This window comes from Mycobacterium sp. TY815 (assembly GCF_030755135.1).
Classification (GTDB): domain Bacteria; phylum Actinomycetota; class Actinomycetes; order Mycobacteriales; family Mycobacteriaceae; genus Mycobacterium.
This window is the reverse complement of sequence record NZ_JAUFRX010000003.1, coordinates 340468-361410: the sequence shown is the minus strand read 5'-3', so window position 1 is coordinate 361410 and position 20943 is coordinate 340468. Positions and strand designations below refer to the sequence as shown.

22 protein-coding genes are annotated in these 20943 nt (G+C 67.0%); 9 read left to right on the top strand and 13 right to left on the bottom strand.

Annotated elements, in window-relative coordinates; translation table 11 throughout:
• The first annotated feature begins 6 nt into the window (after positions 1-6).
• Positions 7-1023: an iron-containing redox enzyme family protein gene (locus QXK92_RS27445; protein ID WP_306247072.1), complete on the top strand. Its 1017-nt coding sequence runs from the start codon at positions 7-9 to the stop codon at positions 1021-1023.
• 5 nt (positions 1024-1028) lie between these two features.
• On the opposite strand, the gene QXK92_RS27440 is transcribed toward QXK92_RS27445, so the two are convergent.
• The 8 genes from QXK92_RS27440 to QXK92_RS27405 form a co-directional block, all read right to left on the bottom strand.
• A complete protein-coding gene (locus tag QXK92_RS27440) occupies positions 1029-1244 on the bottom strand; it encodes a CDGSH iron-sulfur domain-containing protein (protein ID WP_306247070.1) in 216 nt (71 codons plus the stop codon).
• A complete protein-coding gene (locus QXK92_RS27435; RefSeq protein WP_306247068.1) occupies positions 1241-1933 on the bottom strand; it encodes a HemK2/MTQ2 family protein methyltransferase in 693 nt (230 codons plus the stop codon). The genes QXK92_RS27440 and QXK92_RS27435 overlap by 4 nt, the downstream gene beginning before the upstream one ends.
• A 104-nt stretch (positions 1934-2037) precedes the next feature.
• Positions 2038-2601 carry a type 1 glutamine amidotransferase domain-containing protein gene (locus QXK92_RS27430; protein WP_306247066.1) on the bottom strand — a complete coding sequence of 188 codons (564 nt, stop codon included), beginning with the start codon at positions 2599-2601 and terminating at the stop codon, positions 2038-2040.
• Between the two features lie 8 nt (positions 2602-2609).
• Positions 2610-3779, bottom strand: a complete 1170-nt coding sequence (locus tag QXK92_RS27425; protein ID WP_306247064.1) for a zinc-dependent alcohol dehydrogenase — start codon at positions 3777-3779, stop codon at positions 2610-2612.
• Positions 3776-4711 (bottom strand): SRPBCC family protein, encoded by a 936-nt coding sequence (locus QXK92_RS27420; protein WP_306247062.1) that lies wholly within the window; start codon positions 4709-4711, stop codon positions 3776-3778. The genes QXK92_RS27425 and QXK92_RS27420 overlap by 4 nt, the downstream gene beginning before the upstream one ends.
• Before the next feature lie 132 nt (positions 4712-4843).
• Positions 4844-5830, bottom strand: coding sequence for an LLM class F420-dependent oxidoreductase (locus tag QXK92_RS27415; protein WP_306247060.1), 987 nt, complete (start codon positions 5828-5830; stop codon positions 4844-4846).
• Positions 5831-5971: 141 nt separating this feature from the next.
• Positions 5972-7465: an HNH endonuclease signature motif containing protein gene (locus QXK92_RS27410; RefSeq protein ID WP_306247964.1), complete on the bottom strand. Its 1494-nt coding sequence runs from the start codon at positions 7463-7465 to the stop codon at positions 5972-5974.
• A 147-nt stretch (positions 7466-7612) separates the two neighbouring features.
• On the bottom strand, positions 7613-8077 hold the full coding sequence (locus QXK92_RS27405) for a GatB/YqeY domain-containing protein (RefSeq protein WP_306247059.1): 465 nt from the start codon (positions 8075-8077) through the stop codon (positions 7613-7615).
• Between QXK92_RS27405 and QXK92_RS27400 the strand changes: the two genes are divergently transcribed.
• Genes QXK92_RS27400 through QXK92_RS27380 form a run of 5 tightly spaced genes read left to right on the top strand, consistent with a single transcriptional unit; the run spans position 8064 to position 13624 of the window.
• Positions 8064-9554 (top strand): hypothetical protein, encoded by a 1491-nt coding sequence (locus QXK92_RS27400; protein ID WP_306247057.1) that lies wholly within the window; start codon positions 8064-8066, stop codon positions 9552-9554. The genes QXK92_RS27405 and QXK92_RS27400 overlap by 14 nt on opposite strands.
• Positions 9555-9562: 8 nt before the next feature.
• Positions 9563-10213 (top strand): DUF4129 domain-containing protein, encoded by a 651-nt coding sequence (locus tag QXK92_RS27395; protein WP_306247055.1) that lies wholly within the window; start codon positions 9563-9565, stop codon positions 10211-10213.
• A complete protein-coding gene (locus QXK92_RS27390; RefSeq protein ID WP_306247053.1) occupies positions 10195-11352 on the top strand; it encodes a DUF4350 domain-containing protein in 1158 nt (385 codons plus the stop codon). Before QXK92_RS27395 ends, QXK92_RS27390 begins: the two co-directional genes overlap by 19 nt.
• Positions 11349-12302: a MoxR family ATPase gene (locus QXK92_RS27385; RefSeq protein ID WP_306247051.1), complete on the top strand. Its 954-nt coding sequence runs from the start codon at positions 11349-11351 to the stop codon at positions 12300-12302. The genes QXK92_RS27390 and QXK92_RS27385 overlap by 4 nt, the downstream gene beginning before the upstream one ends.
• On the top strand, positions 12302-13624 hold the full coding sequence (locus tag QXK92_RS27380; RefSeq protein WP_306247049.1) for a DUF58 domain-containing protein: 1323 nt from the start codon (positions 12302-12304) through the stop codon (positions 13622-13624). Before QXK92_RS27385 ends, QXK92_RS27380 begins: the two co-directional genes overlap by 1 nt.
• Before the next feature lie 83 nt (positions 13625-13707).
• On the opposite strand, the gene QXK92_RS27375 is transcribed toward QXK92_RS27380, so the two are convergent.
• Positions 13708-14700, bottom strand: coding sequence for a stage II sporulation protein M (locus QXK92_RS27375; RefSeq protein ID WP_306247047.1), 993 nt, complete (start codon positions 14698-14700; stop codon positions 13708-13710).
• Positions 14701-14735: 35 nt separating this feature from the next.
• Here QXK92_RS27375 and QXK92_RS27370 point away from each other — a divergent pair, with 35 nt between their 5' ends.
• The gene (locus QXK92_RS27370; RefSeq protein WP_306247045.1) at positions 14736-15731 is read left to right on the top strand and encodes an RDD family protein; all 996 of its coding nucleotides are present in this window, start codon (positions 14736-14738) and stop codon (positions 15729-15731) included.
• On the opposite strand, the gene QXK92_RS27365 is transcribed toward QXK92_RS27370, so the two are convergent.
• Entirely contained in the window at positions 15728-16081 is a 354-nt protein-coding gene (locus tag QXK92_RS27365; protein ID WP_371934335.1) for a hypothetical protein, read from the bottom strand. The genes QXK92_RS27370 and QXK92_RS27365 overlap by 4 nt on opposite strands.
• Before the next feature lie 189 nt (positions 16082-16270).
• Here QXK92_RS27365 and QXK92_RS27360 point away from each other — a divergent pair, with 189 nt between their 5' ends.
• On the top strand, positions 16271-16930 hold the full coding sequence (locus tag QXK92_RS27360) for a PadR family transcriptional regulator (protein ID WP_306247042.1): 660 nt from the start codon (positions 16271-16273) through the stop codon (positions 16928-16930).
• Positions 16931-16952: 22 nt separating this feature from the next.
• Here QXK92_RS27360 and glpK read toward each other — a convergent pair whose 3' ends face one another.
• Positions 16953-18479: a glycerol kinase GlpK gene (glpK, locus tag QXK92_RS27355; protein WP_371934320.1), complete on the bottom strand. Its 1527-nt coding sequence runs from the start codon at positions 18477-18479 to the stop codon at positions 16953-16955.
• A 100-nt stretch (positions 18480-18579) separates the two neighbouring features.
• On the opposite strand from glpK, the gene QXK92_RS27350 reads away from it, so the two are divergent.
• A complete protein-coding gene (locus tag QXK92_RS27350) occupies positions 18580-20064 on the top strand; it encodes a glutamate-cysteine ligase family protein (protein ID WP_306247963.1) in 1485 nt (494 codons plus the stop codon).
• Here the strand turns inward: QXK92_RS27350 and QXK92_RS27345 are convergent.
• Together QXK92_RS27345 and QXK92_RS27340 are read right to left on the bottom strand one after the other, a co-directional pair.
• Positions 20061-20480, bottom strand: a complete 420-nt coding sequence (locus QXK92_RS27345; protein WP_306247040.1) for a VOC family protein — start codon at positions 20478-20480, stop codon at positions 20061-20063. The genes QXK92_RS27350 and QXK92_RS27345 overlap by 4 nt on opposite strands.
• Positions 20481-20490: 10 nt before the next feature.
• Positions 20491-20943: a helix-turn-helix transcriptional regulator gene (locus QXK92_RS27340; RefSeq protein WP_306247038.1), complete on the bottom strand. Its 453-nt coding sequence runs from the start codon at positions 20941-20943 to the stop codon at positions 20491-20493.

The following is a 20943-nucleotide window of genomic DNA, read 5'->3' as shown; positions in this document are numbered from 1 at the left end:
ATCGTGGTGACCCACACGTCGATCACCGTTGAACCCGCCCTGCCGGCGGCCCACGGTCCCTTGTCGACGGCTGTACGCCGCATTCTTTCCGCACCGGTGTCCCGCGAGCCGTCGAGCGGCATCGGAGCGTCGGTGCGCGACTCCGATCCCTACGGCCTGGACCTGCAGCTGGCGCTGTACATGTGCTACGAACTGCACTACCGCGGCTTTGCGTCGGTGGATCCGGGATGGGAATGGAACCCCGCGCTGCTGGGCTTACGCGCGGAACTGGAGCGCGTCTTCCTGGCTGGCGTACGTCGCGACGTCGGGCCCATCGATGCCGGCCACACCGCCGCCGCGGAAATGGAGTCGCTGACCATCGAACCCCGTCAAGGCACCGGTCCGTCCTGGTATCTGCGGGACAGCGGGACCTGGGAGCAGATGCGCGAATATTTCGTGCACCGATCCCTCTACCACCTCAAGGAGGGCGATCCGCACGCGTTCGCTATCCCCCGTCTGACCGGAACCGCCAAGGCGGCGTTCGTCGCGATCGAGTTCGACGAGTACGGTGCCGGCTCGGGCCCGAAGATGCACCAACAGCTTTTCGCCGACTTGTTGAACGCGGCGGGCCTCGATTCGACTTACCTGGCTTACCTGGACGCGGTGCCGGCGGAGGCCCTTGCGGCGGTGAACCTGATGTCTCTGTTCGGGTTGCACCGGCGGTGGCGTGGCGCCGCGGTCGGGCATTTCGCATCCACCGAGATCACCTCACCGCCGGGGTCTCGGCGCATGGTCGACGCGCTGCGGCGGATGCAGGCGCCCGCCGAATGCGTGGCTTTCTACCAGGAGCATGTGGAGGCCGACGCGGTGCACGAGCATGTGGTGCGCAACGACGTGGTCGGCGATCTACTGGCCCGCGAACCGCACCTGGACAGCGATATCGTCTTCGGAATCCGTGCGCACGCCGCCGTCGAAGACCGGTTGGCCGACGCGCTGATGAGCGCCTGGCAGCAGGGGCGGTCGTCCTTGCGGCGGTTGCCCTGAGTGAGTCAGCGTTCGGCGTTGAGCATTCGCTCGACCTTGGGGCCGCGGCACCGCCGGTGACTGGTGTCGCACAGCGGGTAATCCTGGCTGCGCCGGCACGTGCACACGGCGACCATGAACCGATCGGACTCCACTACGTCACCGCCTGGCGTCTCGATCCGCGCCGGGCCGGAAACCAGCACCGGCCCGTTGGGTATTACCTGCACGCGAGTCGTGCTCACGGCTTGTCCGCCCGGATCACCACAATCTGCTCCTTCCGGCAACCGCGCCCGATGCGGCCGGTCTCCTCCAGCCATTGTGCTCGCGCCGTCAACACCGGTCCGAACGGGATGAGCTGTGATGCAACGACATCGGCCTTCAGGCCGGTGTCACGCAGGGATTGCACAGTCTGCTCGACACCGGCGAGGGCCGAGTGCACCAGCAACAGCGATCCACCGTCCGCCAGCAACTTCGACGCTGACCCGCACAGCGGATCCAGGACTAACCGCCCGTCCGGACCCGCGTTGTAAGCCCGGGACGGGCCGGCGATGGACGCGATAGTGCCCGTGTCGTCCAATGGCGGGGTCGGCACATAGGGCGGGTTGGAGACGACAACGTCATACGGGCCATGATCCAGCGCCTTGACCCAAGATCCCTGCCGCACATCGACATCCACCCCGGCGCCGGCCGCGTTGCCCCGCGAGTACATAACGGCCGAGGGGCAGATGTCGTAGGCGGTCACACTTGCGCAACCCATTTCGGCTGCCGAGATGGCGACGAATCCTGAACCGGTGCAGAGGTCGAGCACTCGGCGTTGCGGAATCAGACCTGACCGCCGCATCGTGTCGACCAGCAGGTAGGAGTCGTACTGAGGTTGATAGACCCTTTCGGCAATCAGAGATTCGACTGGCGCTGGGTAGGTGGTCGTCACGGCAAGCCTTTCTCGACCCGTCGGAGGAATTGCCGTGGCGATCACGGCTCGGCGTTTTGATGCCCCCAAATTTGGGTGTTAAAACCGATTTCAGGAGTTTGTCGTTATTCGGACGAAGCGGCGGGCACCTCGGCGAATTGCCGCAAAATCGTTGAACAAAAGGCCGACAAATCTCTTGGTGACCGACTGGTGATCAGATTCCCGTCGACCACTACTTCTTCGTCGACGACGCGTGCTCCGGCATTGCGGAGATCGGTGCGGATGCTCGGGTATGAAGTCAGGGTGCGGCCGGCCACCACGCCGGCTTCGACCAGCGTCCAAGGGCCGTGACATATTGCCGCGACGGGCTTTCCGGACTCCACGAACTCGCGGACGAATGAAACCGCGGCTTCGTCGGCACGCAGTTTGTCCGGGTTGACTGTGCCACCCGGCAGAATCAGACCGTCATAGTCCGCGGCGGACGAGTCTTTCACAGCACGGTCCACCGTGATCGTCCCAGCGGGTTCGAGATCGTGATTGCGGGCTTGGATTTCACCGGTTTTCAGCGACACGATGTCGATTCGCGCACCCGCTTCCCGCAGCGCCTCACGGGGTTGCTCGAGTTCGACCTTTTCTACGCCGTCGGCGGCTAAGATGGCAATTCTTTTGCCGTCCAGTGTCATCGACAATGCTCCTTTTAGGGATTCAGAACCACTTTTGTGCAGTTGTCCTGCTTGTGTTTGAAGATTTCGTAGCCCTTCGGCGCCTGGTTCAACGGTAAATGGTGACTGATGATTGCCGTCGGATCGATCTCACCGTTGCGGATCCGTTCTAGCAGCGGACGCATATAGCGGTGGACGTGGCACTGTCCGGTCTTGATGGTCAGCGAGCGGTTCAGCACCGCCCCGATCGGGAATTTGTCCATCATTCCGCCGTAGACACCGACGATCGAAATCGTGCCGCCGTTACGACAGCTCATCGCGGCTTCCCGAATCGCGTGTGGCCGTTCGGTTTCCAGCCGCGTGGCCTGCTTGACCCGGTCATAGGCGTCGACCACCTTGGAGCTGTTGCGGGCCTCCATACCGACCGCGTCGATGCAGTGGTCGGGCCCCCGGCCGGCGGTGATCTCCTGCAACTCTCCGAGCACCGACGTTTCAGCGAAGTTCAGCGGGGTGGCCCCCAACCGCTCCGCCAGCTCCAATCGGTAAGGCACCCGGTCGATCACGATCACCTGTGCCGCGCCGAGCAGCCGGGCGCTCACCGCCGCGAACAGGCCGACCGGACCGGCACCCCACACCGCGACGACGTCGCCGGGTGTGATGTCGCACATCTCGGCACCCATGTAGCCGGTCGGGAGGATGTCGGAGAGGAACAGCGCCTGGTCATCGGTGAGGTCGTCGTCGACCTTCAGCGGACCGACGTCGGCGAACGGGACGCGTGCGTATTCGGCTTGCCCACCAGCGAATCCGCCGAGCATGTGCGAATAGCCGAAGAGGCCGGCGGGGGAATGCCCCATCAGCTTTTCGGCGATTCCCGCGTTGGGGTTCGAGTTTTCGCAGAGTGAGTAGAGGTCACGGTCGCACGCCGAGCAAGCTCCGCAGGCGATCGGGAACGGCACCACCACCCGGTCGCCAACCTGGAGATTGTCGACGCCCTTGCCAACTTCCACCACCTCACCCATGAATTCGTGTCCGAGGATGTCGCCGTCTTTGACGGTGGGGATGTAGCCGTTGTAGATGTGCAGATCCGAACCGCAGATCGCGGTCGACGTGACCCGCACGATGGCGTCTCGGTCGTTGAGAATCTTGGGATCCGGAACCGATTGCACCTCAACGTTATTGCGCCCCGCCCATACTGTGGCCTTCATCGCGACACCACCTTGCCTGAGGGCTGGGCCGACTGCTGATGCAGCTGCCGGCGTGCGACAGTGCCGTCCGGCGATCCGTCTGAACGCAACACCTGACCGGTCTCCAGGATCTGTTTGAAACGGCGGAGATCGTCATTGACCTGCTGATCGGGAGACTCCCCCAGGAGGGTGGCCGCTGCCTTGCCGAGCGCACCGCCGGGCATCTGGTAGGCCATCGTGACCCGTACCTCGGTGCTTTTGCCCGTGGGATCGGGGGTGAAGTCGACGCACCCGCTGTTCTCGATTCCCGAGCCCGGCAGCGATTGCCATGCGATCCGCTTGCCGGGCAGGTCCTCGGTGATCTGCGCGTCCCACTGAACAGGTTGCCCGACAGGCGAATTGGCGATCCAGTGCGAGCATCCGTCCTGTGCGGTGGTCACCGATTGCAGGTGGTGCATGAACGTCGGCAGGTTTTCCAGGTTACGCCAGAAGCCGTACACGTATTCCGGAGTGCGCAGAACGGTGACGGCGGCGCGCAACGTCCGGGGCGGCTGACCACCCGCGTGGCGGGCGGTGTCACCGTGCGTGGTGCGCAGCGCTGCATAGAGGTCCGCCCCGCCTATCGCAGTGAGCGCGGCAGCGGTAATCAGGCCGCGCCGGCGCCGGCCGGGCCCACGGCGCATGACGCCTGCCCCCAGGAACGCGACGTCGAGCACGTCGCCAGCGACGCGAGTCCAGACGAGTTTGTCCGGGCCCGCCAACAACGCTGCGCCGTGCCCACATTCACGCATACCCAAGGCACGGATAATCGCGCGGGATCGCCTCGTTTCGTCTACGCCGGCAAGCGCTGCGATTCTCCCCGGTGCCACGATTTCGGACAGCCCGAGGCCGAGACTTGCCGCACCCAGTGCTTTGACCAGAACCGCCGTCTTACTTGCCGCGGAATCGTTCATTGGTCGAACTCCTTGCGTCGCCGGATAATCCGGCGTTCGTCATTGCGTACTGTTGAGCGGATCCGACCCGCGATTGCGCCATCGCTAACGGCAGCGATACCCGTGCAACGGCCACCCAAACGTGGCGTTCAGTCAGCTCGAGGCGCTGCGCAGCGCATCCAGCAATGGCTCGGCGGCTTCCTTCAGGAATTGCTGTTGAGTGTCGCCACCGATCTGAACGAGCGCGATATCTGTGAAACCGGCCTCCCAGTAAGACTTCGCGGCCTCGACGATCGCATCCAGGTCCGGACCGCAGGGGATGCTCTCCGCTACATCCTCGGGCCGCACGAACTGTGTTGCGCCGGCGAATCCGGCGGGCGTCGGCAGGTCCGCGTTGACTGTCCAGCCGCCGGCAAACCAGCGGAACTGATCGTGTGCCCGGGCGACCGCCGCGTCGCGGTCGGGATCCCAGCACACCGGCAGCTGCCCGACGACCCGGCCGGCGCCGGGCCAGCCGCCGCTCTGGCGGGCCGTGCGCCAGGCGTCGACCAGTTCCTGGTCGGGTTCCACCGCGATGAGGTGGTCGGCCAGTTTGCCGAACTTCTCGACGCCCCTGGCGCCCGCCATCGCCACTCCGATGCCGGGCGGCACGTCCGGTGCGTCCCACAAGCGGGCGGAGTCCACCTGGAAGTATTCGCCGCGCCAGTCCACCAGTTCGCCGCCGAAGAGTTCGCGGATGATCTTGATGGCTTCGCGCAACATGTCCTGGCGGCGCTCGACGGTCGGCCAGCCTTTGCCGATCACGTGTTCGTTGAGATTCTCGCCACTACCCAGGCCCAGCGTGAAGCGTCCGTCGGAAAGAATCTGCACGGTGGCGGCCTGCTGAGCGACGATCGCGGGGTGGTACCGCATGGTGGGGCACGTCACGTAGGAGTAGAGATCGACGCGTTCGGTGGCGTGCGCCACCGCGCCGAGCACAGCCCATGCGTTAGGGGCGTGACCCTGCGAAGTCAGCCACGGCGAAAAGTGATCGCTGCAGACCTCGAAGTCGAATCCCCGTTGTTCGGCCGAAACAGCATCGCGCACAAGCTCTTTGGGACCAGCTTGCTCTGTCATCAGGGTATATCCGAACCGGGGCATACCTGGGGGTACCCTGCGACCGGCGAAGCAAACGACGCTGGATTGTCAGAAGAAGTTCCGCCTGCGGCGCACCAACTCAAAGGAGTGCCCGGTGAGTGGCGTCTTTTCGCCGTCGCCTCTGGGTGAGGTGTTGACCGGTCCTCAGAAGGGTGGCGGGTCGTCGTTGGGGTGTGGTGGTGGGTGGTTGTCGGCGTAGGCGAAGTGGTCGGCGGTAGTGGAGCCGGTGGCCGTGCGGGCCTGGTGGTTGGCGCGGCGTTCGGCGGTGACGCGGGCGGCGCGGTCTTGGGTGCGGGTGCGGCGGCGGGTGGGCATCATCGCGGTGCGTTCGGCGCAGTAGTCGGCCGGTGGGGTGGTTTGGGCTTCGGGGGCGGGCATGCCGCCCACGGCGTGGCACAGGCTGGGAAACAGCAGCGCGCTACCGGGGGTGGTGACGTGGGTGTCTCCGCCCGGGGAGGTCAGGATCAGGGTGCCGTCGGCGAGTTGCTGCTCGCTCCAGCCCCAGAACGTTTTCATCAAATGATGCGTGCGGCAGTAGCACTTGAGGTTGCCGGCATGGGTGGGCCCGCCCTGGGCGTAGGGGATGGTATCCAGATCGCAGCGGGTGGCTGGTACGTCGCAGCCGGGCCAGCGGCACGTCAGATCCCGGGCCCGCACGAAATCGGCCAGCCCCTGCGAGGGGGTGTAGTGGGGTTCGGGTGCGGCGTAGCCGGGATGGATCAACGGCACCTGTTTGGCGCACAGCGCCAACTCGGCCAGCAGTTCAGGGGTGATGAGGTCCTGCCCGCCCAGTAGGTAGGCGGGGTTGTCGGCGTGCCCGTTGAGGGTGGCTTGTTCGGCGATCACCTGAATCACCACCGGGCCGGACGGCTTTCTGCCGGCGGCGGTGCAATCGGAACGGCCGCATTCACAGCCCAGCCGGGTCGCATCAGCAGCCAGCGCCCCCAACGCATCAGCGCGGCGCTGGGCGGCGGTACGCGGATCATGCGGGCACACCGTGGCCGCCAACGCTGTCAGTCGCGCATCGAGGGCCTGGGCGTCGGTACTGCGCAACCGGCCGTCGATCTGCGACAGCCCGTCGGACTCGCCGCCGATCCACACCTCCCGATCCGTCTGCGCCTCTTTGCGGCGGCGCACCGCATCGGCATCTGCGTTAACGACGATCGCATCGACCTTCTGCGACAGCCGCCCCCGGCTCAGCGAGGGCCACCGTGTCACCCGCGCGGCGATCTTAGCGTCCACGACCGCCAGCACCTGCGGGTCCTCGATCAGATCGGTACGGAACACAATCGTGGAAAACGCTTCCAGGTCGATGTCCCCGGCACACAACACCGCGGCCACCTGCGGCAGCCGCTCACGCATCGCCCGGGCATAGCGCAGCTTGGTCTCCGCACGGCCCTGACTGATCTTCAACCCCGCGGCCACCTCCCCAGCCACCGCCTTCATCGTGTCGATCGCCCAGTCCTCTCGCTCCCCACCCCGGGCCAGCCGGTAGGCGAACAACTCCCCAATCGCCACCAACTCCGCGGCCGCACCCTGATTGACCAGTCGCGCCGCCTCGCACACCCGCGTCACCCACCCACGCGATTCCGCGGTCTTGCCCAGCAGGCCCTCGCGGTGTTCGAACATCTGGCCCATCAGCGCATCGAAGCGCGCCATCCGCTCGGCCGCGGTCAGCTCGCTGAACGGTTTCCCCTCCCACGACGAAGACGGGCATCGATTCGAACATGTGTTCGATACTACTCGGGCCCGCCGACACTTCCCTGCACCGGACTCACGCCCAGGTCAGAGCCGGTCTTTCACCGCCGCCGACAGCCTCGAGCCGTCCGCCTTCCCCTCGGCGATCCCGGTCGCCACCTTCATGACGAGACCCATCTCTTTCCTGGAAGGCGCGTGCCCCAACGTCTCGGCAACCTGGGCAATCGCGGTCTCAACGACGTCAACCACCTCGGCATCGGTCAGCGGCGTCGGCAGGTATTCGTCGATGATCCGCGCCTCGGCATGCTCGTTGGCTGCGAGCTCGCCGCGACCATTCTGTGTGTAGATCTCGGCGGCCTCACCCCGCTTGCGAGACTCCCTGGCCAACACCTTGAGCACCTCGTCATCGGTGAGCTCCTTGGCCTCTTTCCCCGAGACCTCTTCAGTCTGAATCGCCGCCAACAACATGCGCAGTGTCGCAGTCCGCAACTTGTCCTGCGCCTTCATCGAGTCGGTCAGGTCCGCCCGCAGCCGGGATTTGAGTTCCGCCATTGCACAGACGCTACGCGCTGACCCGGGGACCTACATTGAGAAATGCACCAACCGCCGACAGGATGGACCCCATGACAAACGACGACAGCCGCTGCCTACGGTGAGCACGCTGCCGCCTGAATACCCGGGTGACACTTCGCCGGGATCCGCCGGTCAAGAGCCGCCCCCGGCCTACGAGCCGCCTCCGGCATACGGACCACCTCCCGCATACGGCCCGCCTCCCGCTTATGCCGCGACAGGCGGGTACGGTCCGTCCGCCGGTTACGGGCCACCTCCGGGTTACGGTCCGCCCGCGGGCTATGGCCACCCGCCGGGCTACGGCCAACAGCCTTCCGGCTACGGCCCGCCCTCGGGCTACGGGCCCCCACCGGGCTACGGCCCGCCCGCGGGCTACGGCCAACAGCCTCCCGGCTACGGCCCGCCCGCGGGCTACGGGCCCCCACCGGGCTACGGCCCGCCCGCGGGCTACGGCCAAACCCCGCCGGGCTACGGTCCGCCATTGATCCCGGGCGCCGTCAAGCCCGGCATCATTCCGCTGAGACCGCTCACCCTGAGCGACATCTTCAACGGTGCCGTGGGCTACATCCGGGCCAACCCGAAGCCGACTCTGGGCCTGACGGCCATGGTCGTGGTCGTCATGCAGGTGATCTCGCTGCTGGCGACCATCGGTCCACTCGCCGCCGCGAACTCACTGCAGACCAACAAGTCCGAGCCCAGCCTGGGCGCCGTCGGCGCATGGACGGCGTCGCTGGGCGGCAGCGCCCTGGTCAGCTGGCTCGGCAGCATGCTGCTCAGCGGCATGCTCACCGTCATCGTCGGGCGCGCGGTGTTCGGCTCGCCGATCACCATCGGCGAGGCGTGGGCCAAGGTCCGGGGCCGCCTCCTGGCGCTGCTCGGCCTGGCACTGCTGGAAGCCGTCGGCCTGGCCGTGATCATCGGGCTGGTGGTGGTGATCCTGATCGGCGTCGGAGTGGCCGCCAATGCCGGCGCCGCGGTGCTGGTCGGGTTCCCGTTGTTGTTGCTGGTGGCCGCATTAATCGCCTATGCGTACACGGTGCTGATGTTCGCGCCGGTGCTGATCGTGCTGGAACGGCTGCCGGTCTTCGACGCCATCACCAGGTCATTCCGGTTGGTGCGCAACGGCTTCTGGCGGGTACTGGGCATCCGCGTACTGGCGGCCATGGTGGTCGGCATCGTCGGCGGGGCGATCTCGGCACCGTTCAGCATCGTCGGTCAGATTTTGTTGATGGGAGCGTCGAGCACCACAACGCTGTTGGTCGGCACCGCGCTGTCGTCCATCGGCGGCGGTATCAGTCAGATCGTCACCACCCCGTTCGTTGCCGGCGTCGTGGTGCTGCTGTACACCGACAGGCGCATCCGCGCCGAGGCATTCGATCTGGTGCTGCAGACAGGTGCGGCCGGCGGCATGGCAGCCGTGGAATCCACCGACAACCTCTGGCTCACCCGGCCTTACTGAGGAGCACAGTGCCCGCCATCGACATCGACCGCGATGCCGCGCACGATGCTGCGCAAAGCGAGTTGAACAAGCCGATCTATCCCAGGCCGTCGTTGACCGACGAAATCTTCGACAAGATCAACGAATTCCTGCTCAAACTGATGTTGAAGGCGTCGCACGTGTCGGGTGGATGGTTCACGGTCACCGTGCTGCTGATCTTGCTGGCCATCGCCGTCTTCTTCGCCATCCGGATCGCACGCCGCACCATCCGCACCAACCGCGGCGGTGACTACGAACTGTTCGAGGCCGGACAACTGACCGCCGCACAGCATCGGGCGACCGCGGAATCCTACGCCGCCGAGGGCAATTGGGCGGCTGCCATCCGGCATCGGCTGCGCGCGGTGGCCCGTGAGCTGGAGGAGACCGGGGTGCTCACTCAGGTTCCCGGACGTACCGCCAACGAGCTGGCCCATGACGCCGGCGAGGCACTGCCCCACCTGGCTGCGGAGATGTCCCAGGCGGCAACGGCTTTCAATGACGTGACCTACGGCGAACGGCCAGGGACACAAGCCGCCTATCAGATGATCGCCGACCTCGACGACCATCTACGTTCGCGGTCCGCCGCGTCGCCGGCGGTGGCACAACCCGCCGCACCGGAGTCATGGGCGAAGGTCCGGTGACGCTCACCCGCCCCGGAGTGCCGCCTGGCACCACGCAACAACGACGCCCGTGGCGTGGGGTGCTGCTCACGCTTGCCGCACTGGTCATCGTCGCGTCGATCACCACATACCTGACCGCGCCGCGACCCGGCGGCACCATGGACCCGGAGGCCACTAGCCCCTCCGGCGCGCACGCTCTGGTGACACTGCTGAGCGACGCCGGCGTCGAGGTGGTGGTCGCCAACACCGTCGCCGAGGTCCAGCGCGCCGCCCGGCCGGACACGTTGCTCCTGGTGGCGCAGTCCCAGTACCTGACCGACAATTCGTTGCTGGACAAGCTGTCCAACGCACCCGGTGATCTGCTGCTGGTGGATCCGACGTCGCGGATCCGCGCCGCTCTGACGCCGCGGCTGCGCGTCGGGGCCGCCAGCAACCTGGACAACGAGCCGAATTGCGATCTCCGCCAAGCCAATCGGGCCGGCACCGTAAATCTCGGACCGAGTGACGCTTACCGGGCCAAAGGCGACCTCGATCTCGTCAGCTGCTACGGCGGGGCGCTGGTCAGCTACCGCGACGGAAGCCGTACCGTCACCGTGGTCGGCACCAGCCACTTCATGCAGAACGACGGCCTGCTGGAAGAGGGCAACGCCGCACTGGCGATGAATCTGGCCGGCGCCCGGTCCCGGCTCATCTGGTACGCCCCGCAGCGCGCGGAGGGGCACACCTCGGAGCCAGCATCACTGATGGATCTGATCCCGGAGAACGTGACCTGGATGGTCTGGCAGCTCTGGCTGGTGGTAATCCTCGTTGCGCTGTGGAAAGGCCGGCGGGTCGGCCCACTGGTCGCCGAAGACCTGCCCGTCGTGGTGCGCGCATCGGAGACAGTGGAAGGCAGTGGCCGCCTCTACCGGTCGCGGCGAGCGCGCGACCGAGCCGCCGAGGCGCTGCGCACAGCCACACTGCAACGACTGATGCCCCGGCTGGGCCTGGGCCCCAACGCATCGCCGCCCGCGGTGGTGATGACGGTGGCCCGGCGCTGTGGCGCCGACCCGGATTTCGTCCAGTACCACCTTTTCGGACCCCCACCGGCCAACGACTCCGATCTACTCCAGCTAGCCCGTGCACTCGACGACATCGAAAGGCAGGTCACCCACTCGTGACAGAACCGGATTCCGCCCGCGAGGCGTTGCTGGGATTGCGAGCCGAAATCGGCAAAGCCGTCGTCGGGCAGGAGGGCGTGGTCAGCGGCCTGGTGATCGCGTTGTTGTGCCGCGGCCACGTCCTGCTCGAAGGCGTTCCGGGGGTGGCCAAGACGCTGATGGTCCGTGCCCTGGCCGCAGCGCTGCAACTCGAATTCAAGCGGGTCCAGTTCACGCCCGACCTGATGCCCGGTGACGTCACCGGCTCACTGGTCTATGACACCCACACCGCGGAGTTCGCCTTCCGGCCGGGCCCGGTGTTCACCAATCTGTTGCTGGCCGACGAGATCAACCGCACGCCACCCAAGACACAGGCGGCGCTGCTCGAGGCGATGGAAGAGCGCCAGGTCAGCGTGGACGGCGAACCCAAGCCGCTGCCGGACCCGTTCATCGTCGCCGCCACCCAGAACCCGATCGAGTATGAGGGCACCTACCAGCTGCCCGAGGCCCAGCTCGACCGCTTCCTGCTCAAGCTGAACGTCACGCTGCCGCCGCGCGACGCCGAGATCGCGATTCTCGGCCGGCACGCGCACGGATTCGATCCGCGCGACTTGTCTGCGATCAAGCCGGTGGCGGGTCCGGCGGAGCTGGCCGCCGGACGCGAGGCGGTGCGTCAGGTGCTGATCGCCGACGAGGTGCTGGGCTACATCGTCGACATCGTCGGGGCCACCCGCTCCTCCCCCGCCCTGCAGCTGGGGGTCTCACCGCGCGGGGCGACCGCGCTGCTCAATACCGCCCGGTCCTGGGCGTGGCTGTCCGGCCGCAACTACGTGACGCCCGACGACGTCAAGGCCATGGCCCGCCCAACGCTGCGGCACCGGATCATGCTTCGCCCGGAAGCCGAACTCGAGGGAGCCACCCCCGACGGTGTTCTGGACGGCATCCTGGCCTCGGTCCCGGTGCCCCGCTAGTGATCCTCACCGGCCGCACCGGACTGTTCGCGCTCGTCTGCGTCCTGCCGATCGCGGTATCACCCTGGCCGGCAAAGGCTTTCGTGATCCTGCTGGCAGTATTGGCAGCGATCGTGAGCATCGACGTGGCGCTCGCTGCCAGTACTCGCCGGCTGCGCTTCGTCCGATCGCCGAACGGTTCGGCCCGATTGGGTCAGCCGGTGGATGCCGGCCTGTTGGTCCACAACGACGGACGGCGCCGTTTCCGTGGTCAGGTTCGCGACGCGTGGCCGCCCAGCGCCCGCGGTGAGCCCCGAACCCACCGGTTGGTCATCGCGCCGGGGCAGAGCCAGCAACTGCACACGCAGCTTCGGCCGGTCCGCCGCGGCGACCAGCGGGCCGCGGTGGTGACGGCGCGCTCGATCGGGCCACTGGGTTTCGCGGGCCGGCAGAGTTCGCAGCCGGTACCCGGCCAGGTGCGCGTGCTGCCGCCGTTCCTGTCCCGCAAACACCTGCCGTCGCGGCTGGCGAAGCTGCGGGAGATCGACGGCCTGCTGCCGACGCTGATCCGCGGGCAGGGCACCGAATTCGATTCGCTACGTGAGTATGTCGTCGGCGACGACGTCCGCTCGATCGACTGGCGAGCCAGCGCGCGGCGCAGCGACGTTATGGTGCGCACCTGGCGGCCTGAGCGGGACCGCCGTGTGGTGATCGTGCTGGACACCGGACGGATGGCGGCGGGGCGCGTCGGCATCGACCCGACGGCCGCCGACCCCGCCGGCTGGCCGCGGCTGGACTGGGCGATGGACGCCGCGCTCTTGTTGGCGGCGTTGGCCTCTCGCGCCGGTGACCACGTGGACTTCCTCGCGCACGACCGGTTGAGCCGGGCCGCCGTCTTCGGTGCGTCGCGCACCGAACTGCTCGCCCAGCTGGTCGACGCGATGGCCCCCCTGCAACCGGCGCTCGTCGAATCCGACTGGCGGGCAATGGTTGCCGCAATTCTGCGACGGACCCGGCGGCGGTCGCTGGTGGTGTTGCTCACCGACTTGAACTCGACCGCGCTGGACGAGGGACTGCTGCCGATGCTGCCGCAGTTGTCGGCCAAACACCATGTGCTGGTTGCCGCGGTGGCCGACCCGCGGGTCGACGAGCTCGCGGCCGGCCGCAGCGACGCGGCGGCGGTCTATGACGCCGCGGCAGCCGAGCGCTCCCGCAACGAACGCCGTGCCATCGCCTCCCGGTTGCGGCGCAGCGGGGTGGAAGTCGTCGACGCGCCACCCACCGACATCGCACCCGGCCTCGCCGACCGCTATCTGGCGATGAAAGCGACCGGACAGCTCTAGATCTCAGGCGCCCAGTGTGAATTGCACGACGCGTCGGCGGGGTGTCGCGTCGTGCAATTCACACTCGGCCAGGGAAAACGGGCCTAGGAGGTGGGGACGTAATCCGGGGCGTCCTCGATATCGCCGGTCTCGCCGGCGGCCACGCCCCGTCGTCCGAAGTAAATGATGTAGGACAGGAACGCCGCCTCGGCGAGGACGCCGATGGTGATACGGGCGAACGTCGGCAGCGGCGACGGCGTCACCATCGCTTCAATCAGCCCCGAGACCAGTAGCACGCCGACCAGCCCCACGGCGACCGAGACCACGCCGCGCCCCTCCTCGGCCAGGACCTGACCACGTGGGCGATCGCCGGGGGAGATCACCGACCACCCCAGCCGCATGCCCACCGCGCCGGCCAGGAACACCGCCGTCAGCTCGAGCAGCCCGTGCGGCAGCAGCAAACCCAGCAGCAAGCCGCCCTTGCCCGCCGGGAACATCAGACCAGCGATGACGCCCACGTTGGCGGCGTTCTGGAACAGCACAAACGGAATCGGCGCGCCGAGCAGCACCGCCATCGCGATGCATTTGGCGGCCACCCACGAGTTGTTCACCCACACCTGCAGGGCGAAGGCCGCGGCGGGGTGCTCGCTGTAATAGGACTCGACGTCGTGGTTGATCAATTGGTCGATATCGGCCGGGGTCCCGATGGCGGACTGTACTTCGGGACTGCCGGCCACCCAGAACGCCATGACCACCACCACGGCGAAGAACGCGAGGGCCGTCGCCAGCCACCACCGCCAAGACCGGTAGGCCACCACCGGGAACGACACGGTCCAGAAGCGGACGAAAGTGCTGCTCAGCGGGGCATGCGCGCCGGTGACCGCAGATCGGGCCCGGGCCACCAGACTGGATAACCGGCCGGTGATCAGCGAGTCCGACGACACCGACCGCAGGATCGACAGGTGGGTCGACACCCGCTGATAGAGCTCGACGAGTTCATCGATCTCGGCACCGGTCAGCGAACGGCGCTTCTTGATCAACTGGTCGAGCCGGTCCCAGGTGCCCCGATGGGTGAGCAGGAACGCATCGACGTCCACTTGGGCAGCCTACCCAGCCTGTAGCGTTTCGAGGTATGTCGGAGGTGGTGACCGGGGACGCCGTAGTGCTCGACGTCCAGATAGCCCAGCTACCGGTGCGCGCAATCAGCGCGATTATCGACATCATCGTCGTCTTCATCGCCTACATCCTCGGAGTCACGTTGTGGGCGGCCTCGCTAGCCCAGTTCGACGAGGCACTGACCGTCGCATTTCTGATCATCTTCACGGTGCTGGCGATGGTCGGCTATCCGGTGGTGATCGAGACCGCAACCCGGGGCCGCTCGGTGGGCAAGATGGTGATGGGTCTGCGGGTCGTCTCCGACGACGGCGGACCGGAACGATTCCGCCAGGCGCTGTTCCGCGCACTGGCCGCCGTGATCGAGATCTGGATGCTGCTCGGCAGCCCCGCGGTGATCTGCAGCGTGCTCTCTCCGAAGGCCAAGCGCGTCGGCGACATGTTCGCCGGCACCGTCGTGGTGAGCGAACGCGGACCCCGCCTCGGCCCACCGCCGGTCATGCCGCCGGCACTGGCGGGGTGGGCGGCGTCGCTGCAGCTCTCCGGTCTGTCCACCGGCCAGGCCGAGGTGGCCCGGCAATTCCTCTCGCGGGCACATCAATTGGATCCGGCGCTGCGTAATCAGATGGCGTACCGGATCGCCAGCGACGTGGTGTCCCGCATCGCGCCGCCACCCCCGCCGGGCGTCCCACCGCAACTGATCCTGGCCGCGGTACTGGCCGAACGACACCGGCGGGAACTGGCCAGGCTGCGCCCGCCATCGGCACCCGGGTGGCCTCAGCCGGCGCCATCACCAGGCTGGCCGCAACCGCAGACCTGGCCGCAACCGCAGACCTGGCCGCAACCGCAGGGATGGCCGCAACCGCAGGGATGGGTGCCGCCGCCCGGTCAGCCCCCGGGTCAGCCCCCCGGCCCGTCACCCGTCCCGGAGCCGCCGCAGGGCGGGGCGACCACTGCCGCCCCGGCACAAACCCCGGAAATCACCGAGGCCGGCGGCTTCTCCCTACCGACTTAGTACTGGGCGACGGAGGCCGCCAAGATGGCGACGTCGGTCACCAGCAACCCCAGACCGATCAGCGGGACCGCGATGCCCCAGTGCCGTTTGGCGGTGAAGACCGAGGTGATGATCACCAACACCGCCACCAGCGGGGGACCGTAGAAGAAGACGTCGAAACTGATCCCGCCGCCGAGGTTCGGGCACTGGTTCTGGGTGCACGAGTCGGTACTCATCACCGCCCCGAGCGCAAAAAGCATCACGATCGCGGCCGCGGGGACTGTCAACAGGGCCAACACCCAGTTGACCCGCGAACGAGCCCTGTCGCCGTCGTCGCCCGCCGGATCGGTGGCGCTGCCGGGTCCGGTCATGGTCCGGTAGCGGTTATTGCCGTTCACCCGTCAGGTGCTACCCGGCGTTCGGGGTGCGCAAACGGTCGAGGTTCGGGCCTGCAGGACCCCAGGCGGTTGCCTTCCGATACTTAGCGATATATCGTGATACGTAGTGATACACCGGAGCGTCGGTGAGCGACGCCCCACTAGACCAGAAGGACTACAACGATGAACACCCTTTTCACTCCCCCTACCGGGCCGTTCGGCCCACGGCCCGGATTCGGCTTCGGCCCGGGCGCCCGGCGGCAAGCCCGCCGGGAATTCTTCGAGAACATGCGCGAGCAGGCCGGCAGCCACGACGGCCCGATGGGCTTCGGACCGGGATTCGGGGCCGGCTTCGGCCCAGGCTTCGGGTTCGGGCCCGGTGGCCGCGGCGGACGCCGGGGCGGGCGGGGCCGGCGCGGCGACGTGCGGGCCGCCATCCTGGCGCTGCTCAACGAGCGGCCGATGCACGGCTACGAGATGATCCAGCAGATCGCCGAACGCAGCAACGGAATCTGGAAGCCGAGCCCCGGCTCGGTGTACCCGACGCTGCAACTGCTCGACGACGAGGGCCTGATTACGGCCAGCGAAACCGACGGCAGCAAGAAGCTGTTCGAGCTGACCGAAGACGGTCGCGCCGCAGCGGCGAAGGTGGAGACCCCGCCGTGGGACGAGATCGCCGAAGGCGTGGACCCGGGACACATCAATCTCCGGACCGCCGCCCGTCAGCTGTTCGGCGCCGTCGGCCAGTCGGCCCATGCGGCGAGCGCTGACCAGCAGCAACGCATCGTCGACGTGCTCAACAATGCACGCCGCGAGATCTACGGCATCCTCGGCGAGGACTGAGATCCCGCGAGCGGACCCTGGATCAGGACACGTCCACCCAGTCCAGGGTCCGCTGCACCGCCTTCCGCCAGCCTGCGTACCCTTCGGCCCGCTGTTCGTCGTCCCAGTTCGGCGTCCAGCGCTTGTCCTCACGCCAATTGGCGCGCAGCTCGCCGGGACCTTCCCAGAAGCCGACCGCAAGGCCGGCGGCGTAGGCGGCGCCCAGGGCGGTGGTCTCGGCCACCACGGGCCGCACCACGTCCACACCCAGCACGTCGGCCTGGATCTGCATGCACAGGTCGTTGCCGGTGATTCCGCCGTCGACCTTCAGAATCTCGAGGCGGACGCCGGAGTCGGCCTCCATGGCGTCGACGACGTCGCGGCTCTGGTAGCAGATCGCCTCCAAGGTCGCGCGAGCCAGGTGAGCGTTGGTGTTGAACCGGGACAGCCCGACGATGGCCCCGCGGGCGTCGGAACGCCAGTAGGGCGCGAACAAGCCGGAGAACGCCGGCACGAAATACACCCCGCCGTTGTCGGCGACCTGCCGGGCCAGCGACTCACTCTGCGAGGCGCCACTGATGATGCCCAGCTGATCGCGCAGCCACTGCACCGCCGAGCCCGTCACCGCGATCGAACCCTCGAGCGCGTACACCGGTTTGGCGTCCCCGAATTGGTAACACACGGTGGTGAGCAGCCCGTTCTGAGAGCGCACGATCGTCTCGCCGGTGTTCAGCAGCAGGAAATTGCCGGTGCCGTAGGTGTTCTTGGCCTCTCCGGCGTCCAGGCACACCTGCCCGACCATCGCGGCATGCTGATCACCCAGCACACCCGTGATCGGCACCTCGCCGCCGATGGGGCCGGTTTCGGACGTGACACCGTAGGGTTCCAGCGGCGACGACGGCTCGATCTTGGGCAGCATCTCCCGGGGAATCGAGAAGAACGAGAGTAATTCGTCGTCCCAGTCCAGCGTCTCCAGGTTCATCAGCATGGTCCGGCTGGCGTTGGTCACATCGGTGACGTGCACGCCGCCGCGCGGTCCGCCGGTCAGGTTCCACAGCACCCAGGTGTCCGCGGTGCCGAACAGGGCCTCACCCTTTTCCGCCGCGGCGCGAACCCCGTCGACGTTCTCGAGGATCCATTGCAACTTGCCGCCGGAGAAGTAGGTCGCCGGCGGCAGACCCGCCTTGCGCCGTATCACGTCGCCGCGACCATCCCGGTCGAGCGCCGACGCGATGCGATCGGTCCGGGTGTCCTGCCAGACGATCGCGTTGTAATAGGGCCGGCCGGTTTTGCGGTTCCACACCAGAGTCGTCTCGCGCTGATTGGTGATACCCAGTGCAGCAATACTTTTCGCGGATATGTTGCTGGAGTTGAGCACGGACATCAGCACGGACGCGGTGCGCTCCCAGATCTCCACCGGGTTATGTTCCACCCAGCCGGCCCGGGGCAGGATCTGGTCGTGCTCGAGTTGATGACGAGCCACCTCGGCACCGTCATGATCGAAGATCATGCAGCGGGTACTCGTGGTGCCCTGGTCGATGGCTGCTACGAATTCCGGCGACTCGGCCAACTCCGGCCTCTCCTAGGGTGACGTTGGACACTGCAGGTACATGATCGCGCAGCGGCGGGCCGGGTTGCGCGCGGCCCGGGAAACCTGTTCCATCGGTCAGGTGGGCGAAGAGGTCAAGCGCACCACGTATGACCGCGCACATCGGCGGGAATACCGGCGCAAAGTGCGGGTGTGTCTCGACGTATTCGAGACGATGCTGTCGCGTAGCAGCTTCGATTCGGAGCACCCGCTCACCGGCATGGAGATCGAGTGCAACCTCGTCGACGCCGAATATCAGCCGGCCATGTCCAACCGATTCGTGCTGGACGCCATCGCAGATCCCGCCTATCAGACCGAATTGGGCGCCTACAACATCGAATTCAATGTGCCACCTCGTCCATTACCCGGACACACCACCCTGGACCTGGAGAAAGACGTCCGGGCCAGCCTCAACGACGCCGAACTCAAAGCCAATGGCAGCGGTTCGCACATCGTGATGATCGGCATCCTGCCGACCCTGATGCCCAAACATCTGTCCGCCGAAGGCTGGATGAGCGAGTCGAACCGCTACGCGGCCCTCAACGAGTCGATCTTCGAGGCCCGCGGCGAGGATATCCCCATCAATATCGCCGGCCCCGAACCGCTGAGCTGGCAGGCCGCTTCGATCGCACCCGAATCCGCTTGCACCAGCATGCAATTGCACCTGCAGGTGGCCCCGGAGGACTTCGCCGCCAATTGGAACGCGGCGCAGGCACTGGCCGGCCCCCAACTGGCGCTGGCCGCCAACTCGCCGTATTTCTTCGGCCACCACCTTTGGGCGGAAACCCGCATCGAGCTGTTCGCCCAGTCCACCGACACCCGCCCCGAAGAACTGAAGACTCAGGGGGTGCGGCCGCGGGTCTGGTTCGGCGAGCGGTGGATCTCCTCGGCCGTCGACCTGTTCAAGGAGAACATCCGCTATTTCCCGTCGCTGCTGCCGGAACTGTCCGATGAGGATCCGGTCGCGGAGCTGACGGCGGGACGCACACCGCGGCTCGCGGAGCTGCGCCTGCACAACGGCACGGTGTATCGGTGGAACCGGCCGGTGTACGACGTCTACGAGGGCCGACCTCAGTTACGCCTGGAAAACCGGGTACTACCGGCGGGACCCAGTGTCGTTGACATGCTTGCGAATTCGGCCTTTTACTACGGCATGCTGCGGACTATGTCCGAAGCCGAACAGCCGGTGTGGTCGCAGATGAGTTTCCCGGTGGCACACCGGAATTTCCTGGAGGCCGCTCAACGAGGAATCGAGGCGCAACTGCACTGGCCGGGGGTGGGCGAGGTGAGTACGCGAAAACTGTTGTTGGACAAGCTGCTACCGATGGCCCACGAGGGTCTGCAGCGCTGGGGTGTCGACGTCGAAGTCCGCGACCGCTTCCTCGGGGTCATCGAGGGGCGGGCCAGGACCGGACGCAACGGCGCCAGCTGGCAGGTGTCCACGGTCACCGCACTCGAGGATGCCGGCATGACCCGGCCCCGGGCCCTGGCCGAGATGCTGCGGCGGTACTGCGAGCACATGCACGCCAATGAGCCCGTGCATACCTGGCCCGTCCGGGGCGGCTAACCGATTTCGGCCAGCTGAGTCAACCGCACGCTGTTGCCGGACGGGTCGCGGAATCCGCAGTCGATGCCATACGGCATCTCGTGTGGCTCTTCAGTGAATTCCACTCCACGGGAACGCATTTCGGCGTAGGCGGCGGCGCAGTCCTCGGTGGTGAGGAACACCGTGCCGGCAAAACCCTTCGCCATCACTTCGGCAACCTGCTGCTGTGTCACCGCGTCCATGACCGGCTCCCCCGGAATCGCCATCAACACGATGGACACGTCGTCCTGGCCCGGAGGGCCGACCGTGAGCCACCGGAAACCGAGGTCTGGCAGTGAAACATCCTGCCGCACTTCCATACCCACCTTCTCGGTCCAGTACTTCAGGGCGACTTCCTGGTCGTGCACCCAGAGGTGGGCGCTGGCAATCTTGAGCATGGGCACCACGCTACGGCCCGGCCCTGCTGTCCGTCTTCTCCCCGTGTGCTGTCTTGACGCGGCTGTCGGCGGGTGGGCGGGTGTCGCGGGCGAGGATGCAACTCGGTACCCGCGCGTGCACCGACGCTGGTGGAAGGCCGGCCCGATAGGCGGCCGGCGGCATCCCGTACACGCGGGCGAAACTCGTTGTGAACGAACCGACGCTGCGCAGTCCGACCATGACGGCGATATCCGCGACGGATCGTTCGGTGTAGCGCAGCAACGCCGCCGCTCGCTCCAGCCGGCGCGTCTGCAGGTACGCGCGCGGCGATTCACCGAACGTGCGGGTGAACATCCGGCTGAAGTGGGCCCGCGACAGACCCGCGGCCGCGGCCATGTCATCGACTGTGATCGGCTCGGCGTAGCGGGCGTCGGCGAAGTCCTTCGCGCGGAGCAGGTAGCGGGCCGGCGGCGGCTGCGACAT